The sequence below is a fragment of the Rhodococcus sp. T9N genome (genome assembly GCF_024436645.1).
GTDB lineage: Bacteria > Actinomycetota > Actinomycetes > Mycobacteriales > Mycobacteriaceae > Rhodococcus_F > Rhodococcus_F qingshengii.
Window position 1 is genome coordinate 201,408 of record NZ_JAMSKS010000009.1, and the last position, 24,575, is coordinate 225,982.

The 24,575-nt window shown below is 61.6% G+C and carries 7 protein-coding genes; 4 read left to right on the forward strand and 3 right to left on the reverse strand.

Annotated elements, in window-relative coordinates; genetic code table 11:
• The first annotated feature begins 29 nt into the window (after positions 1 to 29).
• The 4 genes from M1L53_RS17165 (at position 30) to M1L53_RS17180 (ending at position 3,914) form a co-directional block, all read left to right on the forward strand.
• Positions 30 to 1,010: a daunorubicin/doxorubicin resistance ABC transporter ATP-binding protein DrrA gene (locus M1L53_RS17165; RefSeq protein WP_054188113.1), complete on the forward strand. Its 981-nt coding sequence runs from the start codon at positions 30 to 32 to the stop codon at positions 1,008 to 1,010.
• On the forward strand, positions 1,007 to 1,870 hold the full coding sequence (locus M1L53_RS17170; protein WP_054188112.1) for an ABC transporter permease: 864 nt from the start codon (positions 1,007 to 1,009) through the stop codon (positions 1,868 to 1,870). Before M1L53_RS17165 ends, M1L53_RS17170 begins: the two co-directional genes overlap by 4 nt.
• On the forward strand, positions 1,870 to 2,724 hold the full coding sequence (locus M1L53_RS17175) for an ABC transporter permease (RefSeq protein WP_054188169.1): 855 nt from the start codon (positions 1,870 to 1,872) through the stop codon (positions 2,722 to 2,724). The genes M1L53_RS17170 and M1L53_RS17175 overlap by 1 nt, the downstream gene beginning before the upstream one ends.
• 140 nt (positions 2,725 to 2,864) lie before the next feature.
• On the forward strand, positions 2,865 to 3,914 hold the full coding sequence (locus M1L53_RS17180; protein ID WP_054188111.1) for an alpha/beta hydrolase family protein: 1,050 nt from the start codon (positions 2,865 to 2,867) through the stop codon (positions 3,912 to 3,914).
• Between the two features lie 83 nt (positions 3,915 to 3,997).
• On the opposite strand, the gene M1L53_RS17185 is transcribed toward M1L53_RS17180, so the two are convergent.
• The 3 genes from M1L53_RS17185 to M1L53_RS17195 form a co-directional block, all read right to left on the reverse strand.
• A complete protein-coding gene (locus tag M1L53_RS17185; protein WP_054188110.1) occupies positions 3,998 to 4,636 on the reverse strand; it encodes a histidine phosphatase family protein in 639 nt (212 codons plus the stop codon).
• The gene (locus tag M1L53_RS17190) at positions 4,633 to 10,491 is read right to left on the reverse strand and encodes a non-ribosomal peptide synthetase (protein WP_261949242.1); all 5,859 of its coding nucleotides are present in this window, start codon (positions 10,489 to 10,491) and stop codon (positions 4,633 to 4,635) included. The genes M1L53_RS17185 and M1L53_RS17190 overlap by 4 nt, the downstream gene beginning before the upstream one ends.
• A 257-nt stretch (positions 10,492 to 10,748) precedes the next feature.
• Complete coding sequence (locus tag M1L53_RS17195) at positions 10,749 to 24,569, reverse strand: non-ribosomal peptide synthetase (protein ID WP_261949243.1); 13,821 nt, start codon at positions 24,567 to 24,569, stop codon at positions 10,749 to 10,751.
• Positions 24,570 to 24,575: the final 6 nt, after the last annotated feature.

Sequence of the window (24,575 nt, forward strand, 5' to 3'; positions counted from 1 at the left end):
CGAACACCCATGTAGACAGCGGAGAATTGATGCCCTTATCGACGGACGCGGCGGTAGTCGTGGAGGACGTTCACAAGTCCTTCAAGGATGTGCACGCATTGCGTGGCATCAACTTCCAAGCTCCCAAGGGCACAGTGCTCGGCATCCTTGGACCCAACGGCGCAGGTAAGACCACCACCGTCAAGGTTCTGTCCACGTTGATTCGGCCTGACCGCGGCGTCGCAATGGTTGCCGGATACGACGTCGCTCGCAACCCAGCCGACGTTCGCCGTTCGATCATGATGACTGGCCAGTTCGCCGCACTCGACGACGCACTCACCGGACGCGAGAACATCGAACTGTTCGCTCGCCTGATGGGCCTCGATCGCGCATCCGCCAGGCAACGCGCCGTGGACCTTCTCGAGGAATTCGATCTCGTGGAAGCTGGGGGGCGAGCCGTTGCAGGCTACTCCGGCGGCATGCGACGACGCATCGACATTGCGTGTGGATTGGTAGTGAGGCCAGAAGTCGTATTTCTCGACGAGCCGACGACTGGACTGGACCCCCGCAGCCGCCAGAGCGTGTGGAACCTCGTGCAGACTTTGAAGGAGCAAGGCATCACGGTTCTGCTGACCACTCAGTACCTCGAGGAAGCTGACCTCCTCAGCGACAACATCATTGTCATCGACAAAGGATCTGTCATCGCGGAAGGGACGGCCAACGAATTGAAGGCACGAACCGGCGCCAGCTTCTGCGAAATCGTTCCCGCCGAGGCAAGCTTGCTGGGGCCAGCAGCCAACGCGTTGGGTAATTTGGTTCCGCCGGACTTCCGCTTCGATCTGGCAGTCGAGAACGGCCGAATTGCAATTCCCGCACCCCGTGGTTCTGCGACCCTTGCAGAAGCTCTGCGGCGTCTCGATCACGCACGGATACCACTCGCGGACATCGCCCTGCGCAGGCCTTCACTTGACGACGTGTTCCTGTCGTTGACGGGGCAGTCGCGTCCGAGCGAAACAAGCGATGCGACGTGACCACGACGACGAAATACGCAACTCAAGATCTTGCCTTGAAACAGGTAGGTCAACGGTCCATCACGGTGCCGAATGCAGCTCGGATCGGACGCCATCGTCGTCCGCAGCCATCCGCGGTCACACAGTGGTGGACCCTTACCGGCCGTACCGTTCGCGCAATGATTCGCCGGCACGAATTGCTAGTCGCAATCGTCGCGCCATTGATCTTCACGGTCGGCTTTTACCTGCCCCTCAAGTTCGTAATGCAGCTGCAGGGAATCAATTACGCACAGTTCTTGATGCCGATCATCGTCTTGCAGGCGATGGCCTTCACTTCGATCTCAGCGGCGCAGATGTCGGCGACCGAACGCATCACTGGCTTCAGCAGTCGGATGCAAACCATGCCGGTTTTCGGCCCGGTTCCACTGTTTTCGCGGATGAGTAGTGGATTCCTCCGATCCGTCGTCTCCCTGACGGCAGCAGTGATCTACGGATACGCGATCGGATTTCGCTTCGTCGGTGGTCTGTCACAGGCCATGCTCTTCTGCGTGATCGCGTTGACTTTCAGTACGTGTTTGTCGCTCGGCGGTGATGCAATCGGCTCGCTGTCGAAGAGCCCACAAGCAACCAGTCAGGCATTGACACTTCCCCAATTGATCCTCGGAATGCTCTCGTGTGGATTTGTTCCGGAGAGCGGATTCCCGGAATGGATCCGGCCGTTCGTACGCAATCAGCCCGTATCTCAGTTCTCCTACGCCATGCGGGACCTGGCTGCCGGCACCCTCACCCCGAATACGTTGGTGCCAGTTGCGGCTTGGTCGATCGGTTTGATAGCGGTATGCGGGCCACTCGCATACTGGGCAAGTACGAGGCGAGCGTGATGAGTTCTCTCGAGAAGCGTGAGGAGATACGCAGTGGGAGGGCGCTCGCGTTCCCTCTTCCCAACGCGGCACTACCCGAGAACTCGGCCAGCGCGCTCTGGACCCACAGCCTTATTCAGGCGAAGCGGCTTCTGATCAACTGGGCGCGCGATCCTTCAACGACTGTTCAGGCGCTCGTTTATCCCGCGTTGACCTTGATCATGTTTCGCGTTGTTCTGGGAAATTCCATCACAGCTGCCACCGGGCAGCCGAGTATCTATGGGACTGTCCCGCTCATCATTCTCGTGGGGGCGATGTTCGGTTCGATCGCCAGCGCAGTTGGCTTGCGGGGCGAGCGGAAGAGCGGTCTGCTCGGTCGATTCTGGACGCTGCCCGCACACCGAGCATCGGGCCTGGTGGGCCGGATGATCGCTGAAGCCGTTCGAGTTCTACTGACAACGATCGTCATCATCGGCGTTGGTTATGCCGTCGGCTTCCGGTTCACTCAGGGCCCGCTTGCGGCAGTGGCAATGATACTTCTACCCATCGCATTCGGCATTGGGTTCGCGGTGATGGTCACGGCTCTCGCCACGATGTCGGAAAATGTCCCGCTCGTCGAATTGGTTTCCATTGGGTGCACCCTGTTGATGTTCTTCAACAGTGGTTTTGTCCCGACAATGGCATATCCGGTCTGGCTTCAACCCGTAATTGCCGCACAACCGATGTCCGTCGCAGTCGACGCTATGCGCGGACTTTCGCTCGGAGGCCCGGTCCTGGTGCCAGTTCTGAAAATGCTTGCCTGGTCAGCGGGAATGATCGCTGTTTTTCTATATCCTGCGATTCGGGGTTACCGCCGGGCTGCGGAGACTTCATGACAGACGCATCCAGCGAGTGTGGCCTTATACCAGAATTTAAATATCTAAATACGGTAACAGTCCACAAACAATAACCGACTCAATTCTCTGAATGCGACAAGGTCGCAATCGACAATGAATCAACCGAAAGGTATGAGGTCTTGACGCGAAATTCTACGACCTGGCGACGCACCGTACAGATCGGTGCATTGGCCGTTGCCGGCTCACTGCTCACAGCCGGTCTCGCGCAGGCCACCCCCGCGCGCGTCGGTGGCGACTCATCCGAAACAGCGTCGACGGGCTCCTACATCAAATCCGTCGAGAAGGTCAATGACCGTCAGCTCGTCGTCAACGTCTATGCGGCGTCGATGGACAAGGACGTTCCGATTCAGGTGATCACCCCGGCCGACAACTCCGAACCTCGCCCGATCGTCTATCTGCTGAACGGTGCCGGCGGCGGAGAAGATGCCGCGACATGGGAACTACAAACTGATGTAGTCGATTTTTTCGCTGACAAGAACGTGAACGTCGCCACGCCTGTCGGTGGGCGTCTCTCCTACTACACCGACTGGGAGAAGGACGACCCCAAGGCCGGACGCAACAAGTGGTCGACCTTCCTGGGCAAAGAATTGCCCCCGTTGTTGAACGAAGAGCTGGGGAGCAACGGTAAGCAAGCCATCTCGGCCATCTCGATGTCCGGTACGTCGGTACTGAACTTGGCGATCGAGTACCCCGGTTTCTACAGTTCTGTTGCCGCTTACAGTGGCTGCGCACAGACCAGCGATCCCCTCGGACAAGCATTCGTCCGGACGACCACGGAATGGATCGGCGGCGTCGACGACATCACGAATATGTGGGGACCATTGGACGGACCGGGATGGGTCGAACACGATCCGCTCGTCAACGCAGAGAAGCTGCGTGGGACGCCCATCTACATGAGCACCGGAAACGGGCTTCCTGGAATTCCGAACGACACATTCCTCAACCCACGTCTGAGTGATGGTCGCGCATATACGGAGAACCAGATCATCATCGGCGGCCCGATCGAAGCAGCGACCAACCTTTGCACTTCGAACATGGCCAAGCGCCTGTATGAATTGAATATTCCGGCCGTTGTCGACTTCCAGCCGGTCGGGACCCACTCGTGGGGCTACTGGCAGGATCAGCTACACAAATCATGGCCGTTCATCGCCGGTTCGCTCGGAATCTGAGACAACCGCAGGAACATTCTCAACCAGCCAGCCTGTTCTTCTCGATCAAATGCGAGAAGAACAGGCTGGCTTTCCTCTATACCTCAGTCCGTAGGTACATGGCTTGCGGAATAGCTGACATCAACGAGGGCTTCGCCAGAAAAAGTGACTGAAGTGATCGAAGTGTGAGCCACATCGCGTTCATGCTGCCGACGCCACAATGATTCGCTCCTCAACGAACGCCGCAAGGTACAGATGGGCAGCTCGTGGCTGAAGCACACGCCCTCCTTGCCCGCGCTCCGACGCCGAGCCGAATCCAGGGCAGCAGACATACGTCTGACCATCGATTTGTAGCTCTCCCCCCACGAAGGCGTCACTGGATTCCACGTTTTGAGCAGCAACCCGACCGACGGCTTCAGTCTCGGGTCTCCCGCTGCGATCCCGTCGAACCTTCCCTCCCACTCCACAAGATCTTCGTTCTTCTCGATGGGTAGATTCAACAAATCGGCTAGCGGAGTGGCAGTTTCAATCGCGCGTTCGAGCGGGCTGGAGAAGATCGAAGAGATTGGACGATCACCGAGAATCTCGGCGACTGCCTTCGCCTGGCGATTGCCCAATTCGGAAAGCGAGTATCCGGGTAGCCGGCCGTAAATTACTTTCGACGGATTGAACACCTCTCCGTGACGTACAAAATGCACGACAGTGCGAGGTTCGGCCGACCGAGCCGGGGTTTCATCAGTCATGACGAGCGCTTCTCCTGCGTACGTAGGTACTCGGCGACGATCGGCCCGATCAACTCGAGCTTGTCCGGATGCATCATCGACGTGTGATTGCTGTCGATATCGATGTCAGTGATCTGTCCACCGATCACCGATCTCCATTCGTCTGTCACTGTGAAGTCCATGTCCATGCCCGCAGCTGCCCGGAACATCACCACGTCGCCATCATATTTGCGCGGCTCATACCCGGAGATCAATTCACCACTCGCCGAAGCGAAGTCGTAAAGTGCGCCAATCTGTGTCTCAGTCATGAACGACACCGAGTCCAGCGTTTTACCGATGGCGATGATCTGGCTGCGATCAAGAGAATTGACGTCGGCACCTTCACCGAGTTCCACTCCCCAACTAGCTGCCATGTCACGGGTGTTCTCGAGCGCTACATCATCGTCGACCTCCCTCGGATGACGTGGATCCACCATGAACAGAGAGACCTCGAAACCTTGCTCGCGTAGAAGAACAGCACATGCATGGCCGATGAACCCTCCAACTGAGTGGCCGATTATGTTAAACGGCCCAGTCGGATTCACATCGATCATCTCACGCACGTAACGGTGCGCTAGCTCGTCGACAGAGGTCGGTAATGCCCACGCCTCCGTCATTACGGGAGTTTGCAGGCCGTAGATCGGTGTATCTGCCTCTAGATACGGAGCGAAGCCCGAGGCCTTCCACGCCAGACCACTCATTGCATGGATATAGAAGAGCGGTGGCCGCTGTCCCTCGATGCGAACGGGAAAGAGCACGCCGATCGCATGATCGTCCGGTGTCGCCGAACCTGATTCCCGAGCCTCTTCGATCCTGGCAGCGAGTAATTCGGGTGTCGATGCACCGAAGAGCATGCGGACAGGAACATCGAAATCGAGTGTGCTGCTCAAGTTGGCGGTCAATTTCATCGCGATGAGGGAGTTGCCACCCAACTCGAAGAAATCATCATCCAACCCCACCCGATCAACACCCAACACACCCACAAACGCCGACGCCACCACCAACTCCACCGACGACACCGGAGCCCGAAACACCCGAGCCTCGAACACCGGCTCCGGCAACAACGCCCGATCCAACTTCCCCGACGAATTAAGTGGGAACGCATCCAACACCACCACAGCAGCCGGAACCATATAACCCGGAACCCGCTCCCCCACAAACCCCCGCAACACCGACACATCCACAACCGACCCCACCGCCGGCACCACATACCCCACCAACTGATCACCCATCACCGACCCACGCACCACCACCGCAGCCGACAACACCGACCCATGCGACACCAACGCCGCCTCGATCTCCCCCAACTCGATCCGCTGACCACGGAACTTCACCTGAAAATCAGTACGACCGATGTACTCCAACTCACCAACTGTGTTCCAACGGACCAAATCACCCGTCCGATACATCCGCTCACCCGAACCGAACGGCGACGCCACAAACCGATCCGCACTCAAATCCGGACGACCCACATACCCCCGAGCCAACTGCACACCCGACAAATACAACTCACCCGCAACACCCACAGCAACCGGCCGAAGGCGCGAATCCAACACAAACACCCGGCAATTCCACTCCGGCACACCAATCGAGACCACCGACCCCGACCCGGCAGCCGTCACATCCGCAAACGTAAACGACACCGCCGCCTCAGTCGGACCATACAAATTATGCAACCGCGCCGACGACACCAACCCGAACTCACGCACCGCCTCCACCGGCAACGCCTCACCGATCACCAACACATCACGCAACGAACCCAACAACCCCGGATCCACCAACGACGAAAACGTCGACAACATCGTCGGAACAAAATCCGTCACCGACACACCCTGATCATCAATCACCGACGCCAAATACCCCGGATCCCGATGACCATCAGCCGACGCCAACACCAACACCGCACCCACCCGCAACGGCATGAAAAAACCCCACAACGACACATCGAACGTCGTCGCCGTCTTCTGCAAATACACATCAGACGACATCAAGCGATACTCGCCCTGCATGAACTCGAGCTGATTCACAATCGCCGCATGCGAGACCGCCACACCCTTCGGCCGACCCGTCGACCCCGACGTGAAAATCACATACGCCGTATTCGACGCCCGCAACGGCGAGCGCCGATCCACATCAGAAACCCGCGCACCCGAAAAACCAGACACATCAACAACATCCACACACACAACCCGACGACCCGACGCCACGAAACCATCACGCTCCGTCGACACCACACACACCGGATCAGCCGAATCCAACACATACTCATTACGCGAGGACGGCGCATCAGGATCCAACGGCACCCACGCCCCACCCGCACGCACAATCGCATACAAACCAACCAACAAATCAACCGACCGCCGAACAGCCAACCCCACCAACGACTCCGGCCCAACACCCAAACCAATCAAATAACGCGCAAACCTATTAACCCGCTCATCGAACTCCCCATACGAAAGCACCACATCCCCACACACCACCGCACGCGAACCCGAACAAACCCCCACCACAGAATCAAAACCATCCAACAACAACCCACCCACAACCGGACGAGACGTGTCGTTCCACGACTCGAGCACCAAAGCACGCTCAGACACAGTCATGACCTCGACGTCACCGACCGCTGAACCGGGATCTGCGACCATCGCGCGCAGTATGCGGACAAACCGATCGGTGAAGGCGGACATGGTCGAGGCATCGAACAGATCCGTAGCGTAGAGCCAGGACAGCGCGATCCCTGCGGCATCCCCCGACTCGTTTTCCCGTGGAGCTGCGGTCAATTGCAAATCGAACTTCGCGATGTCGACGCCCGCGTCGAATCCTGAGACACGCAGTCCGGGGAATTCCAGTGCGTCGTCGGCCATGTTCTGGAAGAACAGCGCAACTTGGAACAACGGGTGGTGCGCTTGGGATCGTGCCGGGTCGAGCACTTCGACAAGCCGCTCGAATGGCACATCGGCGTTGGCAAAAGCCCCCAGATCGATGTCACGCACATGGTCGAACAAATCGGAGAAGCTTGCTCCTGGATTCACGGCCGTGCGTAACACCAGGGTGTTTACGAACATGCCGATCAGATCGTCGAGTTCGGGTTCCCCTCGTCCAGAGATTGGTGAACCGATCGCCACGTCACCGCTGCCGCTCGACCTTGCCAACAGGACCGCCAGCGCCGCATGGACGACCATGAACAGTGACACGTTGTGGTCAAGTGCGAGTTGCTCCAGGGCACTGTGCAATTCAGCGTCCACGTCCGAACGGTGGACGCCGCCTCTGGTGGAGAGAATTGAGGGTCGTGGACGGTCGGCCGGGAGTTCGATCTTCTCCGGCAGGTCTCGCAAGGTCGTCTTCCAGTACGCGAGCTGCTCGGACATCAACGATGTCGGATCGGAATCCACGCCGAGAACCTCACGCTGCCACATCGCGAAGTCTGCGTACTGCACCGGCAGCGGTGTCCACTCCGGACTCCGGCCGTCCACACGCGCAAGGTAGGCGAACGCAACGTCCCGAACCAACGGCGCTACGGAAACGCCGTCCGCTGAAATGTGGTGAACGACCATCGCCAGGACGTACTCGGACGGATCCGTCTGGAAAAGCTTGACCCGCAACGGAACTGCCGAGCTGACGTCGAATCCGGCGGTAACGAGCGCCAACAGTTCGCCGAGAAGTGCCGAATCGGCCAACGGAACGGGATCGAGGTCGATGTCTGCGGTCGATTCCGGCAGAATTTGCTGATAGCCCACACCGTCGATTCCTGGGTAGACAGTACGAAGGACTTCGTGCCGAGCTAGGACGTCACCGACCGCTGAGGCGAGCGCAACCGTGTCAAGCTCACCACTCAGGCGGAGGACGATCGGAATGTTGTTGACAGCAGATTCGGAATCGAACTGGCTCAGGAACCACATCCGTTGCTGCGCCAGCGACAACGGCACATGTTCCGGACGAATCACCGGCGCAAGCTGTACTCTGGCGGACCCCTCCGCCTCGGCTTCGATTCGGGCAGCCAATGCTTCGACCGTCGATACCTCGAAGAGGGTTTTCACCTGAATGCGTGTCCCGAACGCAGCTCCGAGACGTCCAGCCAGCCTTGCTGCAACAAGTGAGTTGCCGCCGAGTTCGAAGAAGTCGTCTTCGGCACCGACCCTCTCGACTCCGAGCAGGTCGGCGAAGGCCGCTGCCACGAGTACCTGTGCAGGCGTTGATGGTTCGCGGTACGCACGCGAGATGAAGATCGGCTCGGGAAGGCTGCCGGTGTCCAACTTACCCACAGGGGTGAGAGGAATCCGGTCGATGACCATGATCGATGCAGGCACCATGTGGCGAGGAAGAACGGCCCGAGCGCTGGCGGTCAACGAGTCTGGGTCCAGGTCGACGTCGGCATTCGCCATGACATACGACACCAGCGCGGCGTCACCTGAGGAACCGGTGATCGCAACGGTGGCGACGAAGTCGACTCCGGGTTGAGCGGCAAGGACGGCATCGATCTCGCCCAGTTCGATCCGGAAGCCGCGAATCTTGACCTGTGAGTCCCCCCGCCCGAGATATTCGAGGTCGCGCTCACCACTGGTCTGATCGGTGGCTCCGCCATCGCCGCCGGTGCGGATCCACCGCACGGTATCGCCGGTCCGGTAGAGCCGCTCCCCGGCGCCGCCGAACGGATTTGCGACAAAACTTGCCGCAGTAGTTGCGGACAGGCCGTTGTACCCGCGGGCAAGGTGGGTGCCCGACAGGTAGAGTTCGCCGGCGGTTCCGGTGGCGACCGGCTGAAGTCGAGAATCGAGGACGAACACGCCGACACCACGGACGGGACCACCGATCGTCACGGGACGATCGACGGTCAACTCGGCGATGTTGCTGGCGACGGTGGCTTCCGTGGGTCCGTATGCGTTGAAGAACCGTCGGCCGGGTGCCCAGGTGGACAGCAGCGCGGGTGAACACGCTTCACCGCCGACGACCACCACGGCGAGATTGTCGAACTGGTGGGCGCCGTCAACGAAAATCGAACCCAGCGCTGCCGGGGTCACAAACGCGTGCGTGATCTTTTCCGACACCAGAAGTTCCGCGAGTTCGTCGCCGCCGAACATGTCCGGACGCGCGATCACCATCGTCGAGCCTGCACCGACGGCGAGCAGCAGTTCGAGCACGGAAGCGTCGAAACTCGGCGAAGCAAAATGCAGTGTCCGCGACGTAGAGGTGAGCGCATACCGTTCGACCTGTTCCGCACACAGGTCTGAAAGCCCGGCGTGGGTGACGACGACGCCCTTGGGCCGTCCTGTCGACCCCGAGGTGTAGATCACGTATGCCGGATGATCCACGCGAAGGGTTCGAACGCGTTCGGTATACGACACCGGATCCGGGGAGATACCGGACAACTCGGCCGTCAACACGTCGCCGTCCACTTCCAGCCATTGGACGCTGCGAGGAAGGTCGATAGCGTACGCGGCCGTGGTCAGCCCTATCGAGGCTGCAGAATCGGTGATCATGTGTTCGACGCGGTCTGCAGGATAGCTGGGATCGACCGGCACGAAAGCTGCGCCGGTCTTGGCCACCGCCCACACCGCACAGACCGACTCGACGGAGCGGGGAATCGACACCGCCACCCGGTCCTCCGGCCCGATTCCGCGGCTGATGAGCAACCGAGCCAGACGCGAGGACAGCGCGTCCACTTCGGCATAAGTGAGGGTTTGACCCCCGAATGTGATCGCCGGTGCTGCTGGGTTGAGGTCTACTGCAGCTGCGAGTAACTGAGGCAGCAATGGCACCCGCGCGCGCCTGGTGCGTGCCGGTCGTTCGTTCCTGCCGGCGCGAGATGTCTTCCGCCGGGTCGCGTCGTCAGTACTCATACGACCGCCACCTGCGGTCGAACGGTGTGTACGGAGACCCAACGCTGCATCGAGCAACTCACCTTCGCGTCATACTTCTGAACTGTCACTACCGGTCTGTCCAGACTGGACGCCGGGGAACCCACAATTGCATCAGTGGGCTCCCCCAACACATCCAACCCCTACCGCCCATTGTTACAGCCGGTAACACCGATCCGGGCAACGGCACGATCACCTATGAATTCGGCCACTGGCACGGTCGCCGACGGAGCCCGATCTCACCACCCGAGTAGTTCGCCCGTTGCGAGGACGTACTCGAGATCGGGTAAGTCGGTTCGATCGACGGCCGAGCGGACCTCGTCCGGAAGCACCACATGCGTCACCCAGTCGTCAGCAAGTGAGTCTTCGATTGCCTCGTCGTCACCGAGAATGACGACAGCCGCTCCGGCTGACGCCGCCAGGAGGACCGCGACCGAGTGCTCCGGCGAGCCGACCGCGCCGGCGAATGCCAACCTCGACTCGAAGTCGACGGAATACCGCTTACGCAGCTCCGCCAGAGAGTCCGACAGGTCGCCGTACGTCAGCACTCGGTCACCGTCGACGATCGCCGGATCGTCCGCCATTGTCGACCGGGCGCGATCGACGTAGCTGATCGGACGATCCGACATCGTCGCCAGCCGAGACTCGATCTCCGGTGACGTCAAGAGCAGCGTCGAGGTGTCGGAGTCATTCGACAGGGTCAGGCTTGCCGGATCCGACGGATGCGCCCCGGTAACGGCTGCGCCGGTCTTCACCACAGACCAGTAGGCGATCACGGCATCGACACCACCACCGATGGAGATCGCAGTGCCGGGACCTGCACCTTCCTCGATGAGCAGGCGAGCCAGACGCGAAGACTTCGCGTCGAGTGCCGCGTAAGCGGTCTCCTCGCCGTCTGTTACCACCGCAGGCGCGTCCGGGTCGCTTTCCACGACGGAGGCGAGCAACTGAGGCAGCAACGTCGTGCTCGCGACTGCGCTGGCTTCGCGAACGCCGTCGGCGACCTCGGACTTCTCCATGTCGGTCAGCAGATCGAGATCGCCGACCTGCCTGGTCGGATCGTCGGTGACCTGCTCGAGTACACGAACGAACCGCTGTGCGAACGACTCGACCGTGGTCTTGTCGAACAGGTCCTCGGAATACAGCCACAGGCCGGAGAGTCCGAGGCCGTCCGCTGCGGTGGTCAGGGTGAGCTGAAGGTCGAACTTCGTGGTCAGGACTCCGCTGTCGACGGCGCCTATGGTCAGGTCTGCCAATGCAAACTCGGTCTGGGCGGTCGGTTCCAGCGACAGGACGATTTGGAACAGGCCCCCCGCCCGAGGCGGCAGCGCCTCCACGATTTCCTCGTAAGGAACATCGGCTTCGCCGAACGCGGCCAGGTCGACGTCGCGCACATGCGAAACGAGATCCTCGAAGCGTGCACCGGCATCGACCGTGGTGCGAAGCGCGAGTGTGTTGACGAACATACCGACGAGATCGTCGAGGGCGCGCTCGCCCCTGCCGCCGACAGCGGTACCGATCGCGAAGTCGGAGCCTCCACCCAACCTCGAGATCAGGACCGCCAGTGCGGCGTGGATTGTCATGAACACCGTGGCGTTCTTTGCTCGGGCGATGTCGCTCAGTCGCGAGTGGACATCAGCGTCGACGGTGAACTGGACTGCCCCCGCTGCGGCGGACTGCACCACGGGACGCGGTCGGTCTGTCGGCAAGCCGACATCGGTAGGCAGATCGTCGAGCGCTGTGCGCCAGAAGTCGAGTTGGCGCGCGGCGATCGTTCCCGCGTCATCTACCGATCCCAGTACGTCGCGTTGCCACAGCGCGAAGTCTGCGTACTGCACTTGGAGTGGGCTCCACGACGGTGCACTGCCCCGGGTACGCGCTTCGTAGGCCACCATCACGTCGCGGGCCAGTGGCCCCATCGACTGCCCGTCGGCCGCGATGTGATGCGCGACGAGTACGAACACGTACTGATCTTCTCCGATCTGGAGAAGATCAGTACGTACCGGAACCTCCGATGACACATCGAATCCGGCGGTCGTCGATTCGACTACCTTCGTGTACATCTGCGCGCCGTCGTGGACCGCTGTCGGTTCCCCGAACATGGGCACGAGGTCGGCGCCGACGATCCGCTGCACCGGCCCCAGCCCGTCGGACGGGTAAAGCGTTCGCAGTGACTCGTGGCGCGAGATCACGTCACGCAGAGCAAATTTCAGCGCGTCGACGTCCAACTGCCCGGCCAGACGCAGCGCCATCGGGATGTTGTAGGTCGAGGCGTCGGTGTCCATCTGGTTGAGCACCCACATACGCTGCTGCGCCAGTGACAGCGGAATGCGCTCGGGGCGATCTTGGGCAACGAGCTGCTTTCGCGAACCGGTTCCGACGTGGACTTCGATCGCGCTCGAGAGTTCTTCGACTGTCCGGGTGTCGAACAGAGTCCGTACGGGGACTACGGCGTCGAGGGATCGGCTCAGTCGTGCCGCCGCCCGGGTCGCGATCAATGAGTTACCACCGAGTTCGAAGAACTCGTCGTCGAGTCCGACCTGAGGAACCTCCAGCAATTCGGCGAATACCGTCGCCACGGCCTTCTCGGTGTCGGACACCGGCGCTCGATATTCGGCGGAAGCGAAGACGGGTGCAGGCAGCCGAGCGGAGTCGAGCTTCCCGTTCACCGTGAGGGGCAAGGCGTCCAACAACACTGTCGCGTCGGGAACCATGTAGCCGGTGAGGAAGTCGGCCGCACTTGTGCTGACCGTGCTCGCGTCGAGGTCCGAACCGGCTTCGGGCACGACGTACGCGATGAGCCGATCGCCCAGATCCGCGTCCTTGCGGACGACGGCCACGGCACGGGCGACACCACCGACTCGGAGCAGGGCCGTTTCGACCTCGCCGAGTTCGATCCGGAAACCTCGAAGCTGAACCTGCGAATCGGAACGCCCCAGGTATTCGAGCTGGCCGGCGCGGTTCCAGCGCGCCACATCACCGCTTCGGTACATCGACTCGCCGTGCGATGCAAACGGATTCGCGACGAACCGCCCGGACGTCAATCCGCTCTGCCCCAGATACCCGCGTGCCAGTTGTCCGCCGGCGACGTAGATCTCGCCGGCCGTGCCGATCGCAGCGGGCTGCAAACGGTCGTCGAGTACGTACACCCGAAGGCCGTCGAGTGGTCGACCTATCAACGACGCCGTTGCGGTCTCCGCGCTCGCACGATCGAGCGGGAGATAAGAGACGTGCACCGTGGTCTCGGTGATTCCGTACATGTTGACCAGTTGCGGCGAGTCGTCCGGATGACGGTCGTACCACCGGGTCAGCTGTGCGAGATCGAGTGCCTCGCCACCGAAGATCACGTACCGGAGCGCAAGATCCGACGCGGTACCGTCCGATCCTCCGGAAACACGGTCCGCCTCCGCAAGCTGGTAGAAAGCCGACGGAGTCTGATTGAGCACCGTGACGCCCTCGGTGGTCAGCAATTGTCTGAACTGGTCTGGCGAACGCGACGTCTCGAAGTCGACGACCACGAGTACACCGCCGTGAATGAGCGGACCCCACAGCTCCCACACCGAGAAGTCGAATGCGTAGCTGTGGAACAAAGTCCACACATCCGAGGAATCGAATGCGAATTCCGTCTGCGCGTTGGCGAACAACTCCACAACATTCCGATGAGTGACCGCAACACCTTTGGGGCGGCCGGTAGATCCTGATGTGTAGATGACGTACGCCAGGTCTCTCGAACGCAAAGGCCGCACGCGGTCTGCGTCGGTCACGGGGCGGGAGTCGGCTGCGGCGTCCCGGGGCGAGACAGAAGGGCAGGGCAGTTCCCGCAGCGAATCCGGAGCGACGATCGCACACACCGGAGACGCGTCGGCAAGGGTATATGCGATCCGCTCATCCGGATAGCTCGGATCGATCGGCAGATACGCGGCACCAGACTTGACGACGGCGAGCAGCGCCACGACCAGATCGACCGATCGCGGCAAGAGGACCGCTACCAGGTCCTCGGATCCGACTCCCGAATCGATCAGCGTGCGGGCCAGACAGTTTGCGCGGGAATCGATGTCCCGATACGTCAATCGCTCGTCTCCGAAGACCACCGCAATCTCGTTCGGTGATCGGGTCACCTGTGCATCGAACAGTCCGGCCAGAGTGGTCGAGTCGTCGACGACCGCCCCGGGCGTGGCCCACCCTTCGAGTATCGTCCGGCGTTCGTCCTCACCGAGAATGTCGATGTCGCCGACTGCATTGGACGAATTGGCGACGACGGATGTCAGCACGGCGTTCAGTCGTGACTCGAGGCCTGCAATCGTCGATTCGTCGTAGAGATCGGTGGCGTAGGTGACGGCGAAGGTGAGCCCGCCCGCCTGAGCCGGAGTCTCCCAGACCGTGAACTGCAGGTCGAACTTGGCCAACGTCGGCGCAATGTCGACACCGGAAATGCTCAGGCCCGGAATCTCTACGGATCCGTTCGCGCCCTGACCGAGATTCTGGAACGAAAAGCCCACCTGGAAAAGCGGATTACGCGCCTGCGACCGTTCGGGGTCCAGTGCTTCCACCAGACGCTCGAACGGAACGTCAGCGTTCTCGAAACCGGCCAAATCAGTGTCCCGTACCTTCGACAGGAGTGCAGTGAACGACTCGCCCGGGTCGACCTCGGTCCGCAGGACCAAAGTGTTGACGAACATGCCGATCAGATCATCGAGAGCCTGTTCACCTCGTCCGGCCGCTGGTGTACCGATCACGATGTCGGCGGTGCCGGACAGCTTCGCCAGCAGGACGGCCAGCGCGCTGTGCAGAACCATGAAGAGTGACACATTATGTTCTCGTGCAACATGATTCAATGATTCATGCATGGCCGCTTCGATATCGAAGCAGTACTCGGCACCGGAGTGTGAAGCGACTCGCGGACGCGGCCGATCCGACGGCAGGGTCAGTTCGACGGGCAATCCGTCCAGTTGCGACTTCCAGTATTCCATCTGTTTCGAGATCAACGATCCCTGATCGGACTCGACACCGAGTACCCGGCGCTGCCACAGCGCGAAGTCCGCGAATTGGATCGGTAGCGGCTTCCACGTCGGAGCGATTCCCTGCGACCTCGCGGCGTACGCCGAGACGACGTCCCGGACCAGCGGCCCCATCGAAAAGCCGTCACCGCTGATGTGATGGATGGCGAACACCAGAACGTACTGCGAGTCGGCGAGATCGAACAAACGTGCCCGGACCGGCACGTCTGCAGTGACATCGAATCCGGCGAGTACGTATTCCGCCACCCGGTCGGTGACGACGGACTCGTGGATACGTACTGGCGACAGATCAGGCAGTGCATCCGCGGTGTCGAGGACTCGCTGGTATCCGATACCGTCGACTTCCGGATATGTGGTCCTGAGAATCTCATGTCGCTCGAACAGATCACGAAGAGCTGCCTGCATGGCCTCGATGTCGAGATCCCCCGTCAACCGGATCGCGATCGGAATGTTGTCCACTCCGGACGCCGAATCGAATCGGTTCAGGAACCACATGCGCTGCTGCGCGATCGACAGCGGAACCAACTCAGGGCGCTCCTGTGGTTCGAGCGGCGGACGGCCGCCCCGCCCCACGAGCACGTCGATTCGCGCCGCGAGCGACTCCACTGTCGATGCATCGAACAAGATGCGGACCGGCACAGTGGTGTCGAGTGCATGCCCGAGTCGAGCGACGATCTGCGTCGCGATCAGTGAATTACCGCCCAGCGCAAAGAAGTCGTCGTCCAAGCCGACCTGACCGATACCGAGGAGGTCGGCGAAAATACGCGCAACTTCGACCTCGACCACAGATTCGGGTTCCCGGAAGACCGCGATCTCGACCTCAGGATCGCGCAGTTGCTTCCGGTCGAGTTTTCCCGAGGCGTTGAGCGGCAGTTCGTCCAGAACAACATGTGCCGTGGGCACCATGTATGACGGAAGATGTTTCCCCAGTATCGATTCCAGTTCCAGCCAATCGATCAGAGACTCACCGGCCGCCGTCAGGTACGCGACCAGTTGATCGTTCCGGACGGCAACCACCACCGAACCGACCGACGGATGATCACGCAGGATCGACTCGATCTCCCCCAGCTCGATGCGTAGTCCGCGTAGCTTGACCTGAAAGTCGGTACGTCCGATGTATACCAACTCACCCGACGCATTCCATCGCACCAGGTCTCCGGTCCGATACAGGCGTGAGCCGGCAGGTCCGAACGGATCGGCGACAAACCGGTCCGCGGTGAGGTCCGGCCGAGCCACGTACCCCCGGGCCAACTGCACTCCCGCGAGGTAGAGCTCGCCCGCGACCCCGACGGGCACCGGATGCAGTCGTGAGTCGAGTACCAGAACGCGTGTGTTCCAGACCGGCGCGCCGATCGGCATGGTGGTGGTGTCGGCGTCCGTCACCTCATGGAAGGTCACGTCGACCGCGGCCTCCGTCGGTCCGTACAGATTGTGCAGTTCAGTTCCGGGAAGAACCGTCCGGAACTGCACGGCCACCTGCGGGGCGAGCGCCTCACCCGAGGCGAAGACTCGGGTAAGGGTAGAAGACCTCGTGACAACCGTATCCGCGAGGAACACTTCCAACATCGACGGCACGAAGTGAATGGTGGTCACTCGTTCGGACGCGATCAGCGCGGCCAGATAGGCCGGATCTCGGTGGCCGTCGACGGCAGCGATCGCAAGTCGAGCTCCGACTTGCAACGGCCAGAAGAACTCCCACACGGAGACATCGAAGGTAAAGGGAGTCTTCTGGAGGACCACGTCGTCGCCGAGGAGGCTGTACTCGGCCTGCATCCAGATCAGCCGGTTGACGATCGCGCGGTGTGACACCGCAACGCCCTTCGGTTTGCCCGTCGACCCGGAGGTGAAGATCACGTACGCCGTGTTCTCCCCTCGCAGCGGGCCGAGGCGGTCCGCGTCGGTGACCGGTGCGTCGGAACAACCGGACAGGTCTACGGTATCGATCCTGACTACCAGCACTCCCTCAGCGTCGAATCCATCTCTCTCTGTTGTCAACACACAGATCGGAGCTGCAGTCGACACGACGTATTCGTTGCGCTCGACGGGCTGATCGGGGTCGATGGGCAGATAGCCGCCGCCGGCCTTGACTACCGCGTACATCGCCACCAGCAAATCGAAGCTTCGGCGAATGGCCAAGCCGACCAGGGTATCCGGGCCGACGCCTTCCGACACGAGTTTGCGGGCGAGTTGATTGACCCGCCGGTCGAATTCGAGATACGTCAGCTGATGCCCATCGAAGGTCAGCGCGATCGAATGGGGAGAGCGGACGACCTGTTCATCGAACAGATCCACCAGCGTCACATCGCGAACATCGTGACCGGTGCTGTTCCAGCGCTCGACGACCAGCCCTAGATCGGAGTCGCCGACGACGTCGACGTCCCCGACCGGCCCAGCGGGGGCAGCCGCGACCGCCGAGAGAGTCGCCGTCAGATACTGGACGAAGGAGGCCACCGTCTTACGGTCGAACAGATCCGTTGCGTAAGTGAAGAGTCCACGGAGTTCACCGTCATGCTCGGTGATCGTCAATTGCAGATCGAATTTCGCCACGGACGCATCGACGTCGAGGGCCGATACCGTGACGCCGTCGATGTCGGCCGATTCGTCGCTGCCCTGGGCGACGTTCTGGAACGTGAGCATGACCTGGAACAGCGGATTGCGTGACTGCGATCGTTCCGGGTTGATGATTTCGACGAGGCGCTCGAACGGCACGTCGGCATGCGCGAACGCTTGCAGGTCCGACTCACGCGTGCTGCGAAGCAATTCCGTGAACGACAGCGACAGATCGACGTTCGTCCGCAACACGAGTGTGTTGACGAACATTCCGATCACATCGTCGAGTTCCTGCTCACCACGCCCCGCGACCGGAGTACCGATCACGATGTCGGAGGTGCCGGACAGGCGCGCCAGCATCACGGCGAATGCACTGTGCACGACCATGAATCGCGAAGCCTGATGCTCACGCGCAATTCGGTCGAGGGAATCGACGACGCCCTGCTCGATGGCAAATTGGTACTCTGCACCACCGTTCGTTGCTACGGCTGGACGTGGCCGATCGGTCGGCAGGTCCAGCTGATCCGGGATTCCCGCGAGCCGGCTCTTCCAGTAGTTGACCTGGCCCGAGATGATCGAGTGCGGATCGTCCTCGCTGCCGAGCACCTCACGCTGCCACAGGGTGTAGTCGACGAACTGGACAGCCAGCGGCGACCAGGACGGCGCACGCCCGTGCGATCGCGCCGCATACGCTGTCACCACGTCACGTACCAACGGCACCATCGAGAAACCGTCTCCGCTGATGTGATGGACGACGAAGACAAGCACGTACTCATCGTCGGCAAGTTGGAAGAGCGCGGTACGGAGAGGGATCTCCACCGTGACGTCGAATCCGGGCTGGATCAGCTCCCGCACACGGAGTTCCACAGCCTCGGCCGGAACTCGAACCGGTGACAGATCGAGATCGACTGCCGCCGAACCGAGAACCTGCTGGTAACCGACGCCGTCGATCTCGGGATAGATCGTGCGTAGGCTTTCGTGACGGTCGATCAGGTCCCGCACGGCCCCCGCCAGAGCCGCCGTGTTCAACGGACCGGTCAACCGCACGGCGACCGGAATGTTGTCGACCCCGGATTCCGGCTCGAACCGGTTGAGGAACCACATTCGCTGCTGCGCCAACGACAGCGGGACTCGCTCGGGACGCTCCTGTGGGACGAGAGGCATCCGCCCCGCGTCGCCGGTGTGAGTGCTCAGTCGTGCGGCCAGGGCCTCGACCGTCGACACGTCGAACAGCAGTCGTACCGGCACTACGGTGTCCAAGGACTGACCGAGCCGTGAGACAACTCGCGTGGCAATCAACGAGTTGCCGCCGAGTTCGAAGAAGTCGTCGTCGAGACCGACCTGAGCTACACCCAGAACATCCGAAAAGATCTGGGCCACAGTTTCTTCGACCACAGTGGTCGGAGCGCGGTATGACAGTGTCGCGAACGTCGGCTCGGGCAGGGCCCGCCGATCGACCTTTCCGTTGGCGTTCAATGGAACCGTCTCGATCGCCACGAACGCAGACGGCACCATGTAGTCAGGCAGACGCGCCGCGACGGTCGAACGTATCGCCGCGATGTCGACGTCGGCCCCGTGTGCTGGTACCAGATAAGCCACCAGGCGGTCTCCGACCAGGCTGTCCTTGTGTACCACCACGACAGCAGCCGATACCGAATCGAGTGCCACCAGGGCCCCTTCGATCTCGCCGAGTTCGATTCGGAGTCCACGGATTTTGACCTGGAAGTCGGTGCGGCCCAGATAGTCCAGCTCTCCCGAACCGTTCCACCGGACCTGGTCTCCGGTACGGTACAGCCGCGAGCCTGCCGACCCGAACGGATTCGCCACGAACCTCTCGGCAGTAAGGTCGAAGCGTCCGCCGTATCCGCGGCTGACTCCCACACCTCCCACGTAAAGCTCACCGACCACTCCGGCCGGGACCAGCTGCAGGCGCGAATCCAGCACGTAGAGTTCGATATTCGGAATTGGAATCCCGATGGGGACTCCGTTGACGTCTCCCGGTGCCGCCTCCTGGAAGGACACTACGTCGGAGGCCTCAGTGGGGCCGTAACTGTTGACGACGCGCACACCGGCGGCCATCAGATCTTTGAGCCGACCAACCTGAATGGGCTCACCACCGAGGAACACGACGTCGAGTGATTCGAGGACGCCGTCCACGTCGGCATCGACCAGTGCATCAAATGCACTCGGCGACATGTTCGCGACCTGGACGTCGTCGTCGGAGACGGCGCGAAGGATCTCGGCGGGGTCGAACCCCGCTGCGGCGACGTGAACACTGCCACCGCTGGTAAGCGGTCCCCACACATTCTTCTGCGTGAGATCGAAACTCGGTGACGACGCAACGACCACACCAGCGGCGTCCGGAAGTTCGGATCGGTACCAGGCTGTCGTATTCTCGATGCCCGCCATCGGTACGACCGTGGGCTTGGGCCGACCCGTCGAACCAGAGGTCGAGATGACGTATCCCACGCGCTCACCTGCGCCCCGCTCACGCCAATGGTCCACCCATTCCGGAACAGAATCGCCGGATTCCGCCCCATCAGTGCTCTCGACCCGCAGCACCGGGAGCGCCGTCTGGACGCCGCCGGACGCGATCACCACGCGGGCACTGGTGTCTTCGCGCAATGTATTCACGCGCTCGGTCGGCAACGTGGGATCGATTGGTGTGTAACCGGCGCCGGTCTTCCACACCGCGAGCATTGCCACTACCCACTGCCACGACCTGGGCAGCACCAGCGCAACCACGTCGTCCGCTCCCACACCCGCAGCGAGCAAGTCCTGAGAGAGCACCGACGACCGCGCATCGAGTTCCCCGTAGGTGAGGGTCCGATCATCGGCCACGACTGCAACCGTCGACCGGTCGCGACTGACATGCCGGGCAAAGAGTGCAAGTGGCGATCTGTCGCCGATCGACACACGCTGCCCCACCGACCAGTCGAGCACGCAGGCTGCCTCGCCGGCGCCGAACAGATCGATCTCGCCGACGAGAACGGCCGGATCGGCAGCGACCGCACCGAGCAATACGGACAGCCTGGAACCGAACGTCTCGATGGTCGAGGCATCGAAAAGGTCACGCGCATAATCGATGACGACTGACAGCCCGCCGACCTCGATGTCTTCCCACACCGTGAACTGGAGGTCGAACTTGGCGACTGCGGACTCGAGCTCGAAACCGCTTACCTCGAGGCCGCCGAGCGTTGCGCCACTTTGTGTTTTCTGGCCGAGATTCTGGAACGCGAGCATCACCTGGAACAGCGGATTGTGTGCCTGCGAGCGTGCCGGGTCGAGCACCTCTACCAGGCGCTCGAACGGGACGTCAGCGTTACCGAATGCATCGAGGTCTGCAATCCGTGCCTGGTTCACCAGCTCGTCGAATGTACTTGCCGGATTGATCTCGGTACGCAGCACCAGGGTGTTGACGAACATGCCGATGACGTCGTCGAGTGCGCGATCGCCACGACCCGCCACCGGGGTGCCGATCGCGATGTCAGTGGTTCCGGACAAACGCGCCAACAGCACGGCGATTGCGCTGTGCAATACCATGAACACCGTGGCCTTGTTCGCCTGCGCAATCGACTCGAGGCGCGCGAGTACGTCCGCACCGATAGTCATCGTGTGCGACGCTCCGCGATAACTCGCGACGGGCGGGCGGGGTCGATCCATCGGCAGGTCTAGCCGCTCGGGGAGCCCGTCGAGCTGCTGTGTCCAGTAATCGATCTGGCGCGATATCACCGATTCCGCGTCGTGCTCGCTGCCGAGGACTGTTCGCTGCCAGATCGAGAAGTCTGCATATTGCACGTCCAGCGGCGTGAATTCGGGTGCGCTGCCAGCCGCCCGACTCGCGTAAGCGGTCACGACGTCGCGCACCAAGGGGCCCATCGAGAAGCCGTCACCACTGATGTGGTGGACGACGAATACAAGGACGTATTCCGACGCGGCCACCTGGAAGAGCTTGACCCGCAACGGCACCTGTGAGGTGACGTCGAATCCCCCGGTGATCTCCGTGATGACACGCTCGGTGATCTCGGATTCGGCCACAGCGACCGGCGACAGATCGAGCTCCACGTCGGAGACGGTCAAGATCTGCTGGTAGCCGACGCCGTCGACCTCCGGGTACACAGTACGCAGGCTCTCGTGCCGCTCGACGAGATCATCGATCGCCGAACGGAGCGCAGCGGCATCGAGCATTCCGGTCAGCCGGAGAACGACTGGGATGTGATCGACGGCTGACGTGGAATCGAACCGGTTGAGGAACCACATACGCTGCTGCGCAAGCGAAAGCGGGATCCGGTCGGGACGTTCCTGTGCAACGAGAGGAGCCTTCGTACCGCGGCCAGCAGAATCGCCTACGAGAGAAGCTAATTCGGATACCGTCGGAGCATCGAAGAAAGCTCGCATGTCGAGTTCCACGCCGAGTTCGGCGTTCGCGCGCGCCACCACTCGCGTCGCGAGCAGTGAATTGCCCCCGAGGTCGAAGAATCCGTCGTCGATGCCGAGGTCGTCCCGACCGAGCAGATCGGCAAAGATCGCAACCAACGTCTTCTCGACCGGCGTACTCGCTGCCCGGTATTCGACAACCTGCGCTGTGAACTCGGGCGCCGGCAGCGCCTTGCGGTCCAGCTTGCCACTGGCATTGAGCGGAAACGCCTCGAGTTCGACAAACAGCGACGGCACCATGTAGTCCGGCAGGCGTCCACCCAATTCACGTGCAAGAGCGTCGGTGTCGAGCACAACTCCCGATGCGGGAACCACGTATGCCACCAGATTGTCGCCCAAAGCCGCATCGGAGTGGACGAGAACGGCCGCTTGTGCGATTGCGTCGTTGTCGAGTAGCGCTGATTCGATTTCGCCGAGTTCGATGCGCAGTCCCCGCAGCTTCACCTGGAAGTCGGTGCGGCCGAGGTACTCGAGCAGGCGGTCGGCGCCGGCACCGCGCCATCGGACCAGGTCGCCGGTTCGGTACATGCGCTCGCCGTCCGAGGTGGAATGCGCGACGAACCGATCCGCCGTCAGATCGGGGCGGGAGACATACCCTCTGGCCAGCTGGACCCCCGCGAGGTAAAGCTCGCCGGGGACGCCGGGAGGTACTGGACGCAGTGCGTCGTCGAGGACGAGTAGCTCTGTTTCGGCGACAGCACGGCCGATCGGAATGGAGACCTCGTCCTGCGGTCCGGTTGCGTAGTACGTGACGTCGACGGCTGCCTCGGTCGGTCCGTACAGATTGTGCAGTTCCGCGGTGCTGACGTCGCGCAGCCGCGCGGCGGTCTGGGCGGGAAGCGCTTCACCCGAGGCAAAAACGTAACGTAGCGAGGTGATCTCGGAAGCGCGCGGTTCAGCGACGAAGACCGCGAGCATCGAGGGGACAAAATGTACAACGGTGACGCCGTACTCGATCATCGTCGCTGCGACGTAGGCCGGATCACGATGCCCGTCCGGCTTCGCGATCACGAGGCAAGCGCCGACCTGCAACGGCCAGAAGAACTCCCACACCGACACGTCGAACGTAAACGGCGTCTTCTGCAGGATGACGTCTTCGTCGGTGAAGGGATATTCGCTCTGCCTCCATCGGAGGTTGGCGACGATTGCCTCGTGTGACACACCGACGCCCTTTGGCCTGCCGGTCGAACCCGACGTGAAGATCACGTACGCAAGATTGTCGGTGCGCAGCGGTGACAGCCGGTCACCGTCGGCAAGCGGCGCGCCTGAGTGCGCCGAGACATCGATGTCATCGATCCGCAGTACATCGACGTTTTCGGGAATGCCGACCGCGTCCACTGACGTCGTCAGCACGAGGACGGGCGCGGCGACGTCGATCACATACGCCAGACGCTCAGCGGGATGGTCGGGATCGAGTGGTAGGTACGCACCACCGGCCTTGACGATCGCGTACATCGCAACCAGCAGTTCGACGGACCGACGGATACCCAGGCCGACGAGTGTGTCCGGTCCGACGCCACGGGCGACGAGCTCGCGGGCGAGCTGATTGACCCGGCGATCGAATTCCGCGTAGGTCGACGCCGTGGAGCCGAAACGAAGGGCGACGGCATCGGGGGTACGCGCGACCTGCTCCTCGAACAGACTTACGAGAGTCGACTCGACGACCGACGGAGCCTCGAAAGCAACGACGGAAGTCGCGTCGGCGATGAGCGCACCGACGACGGATTCAAGGCCACCCTCTCGTGTGGCGAGCAACTCCGGCAGCAGCGTGGAGATCACGACCGGTACAAGTGCGTCCGGGCCGAGCGCACCACCCATCGCGGAGTCGAGTGTGGTCAGTTCCGAGTGCAACCGTTCGTAGGTGACCTCGGCGTCTGCATGAACAAGCGCTGTCCGGTCGGGCTCCGCCTCGGCTACTGCAGCGATCAATCTCGGCAGTTCCTCGATCGTCAGCGACTGTGGTCCCGGCATACCGACGGACATCAACACTTCCTCCAACTGACGACAGCACGGCGCAGATCCAACGCACGACTGGTCGTACAGATCAACGCCCATGGGGCA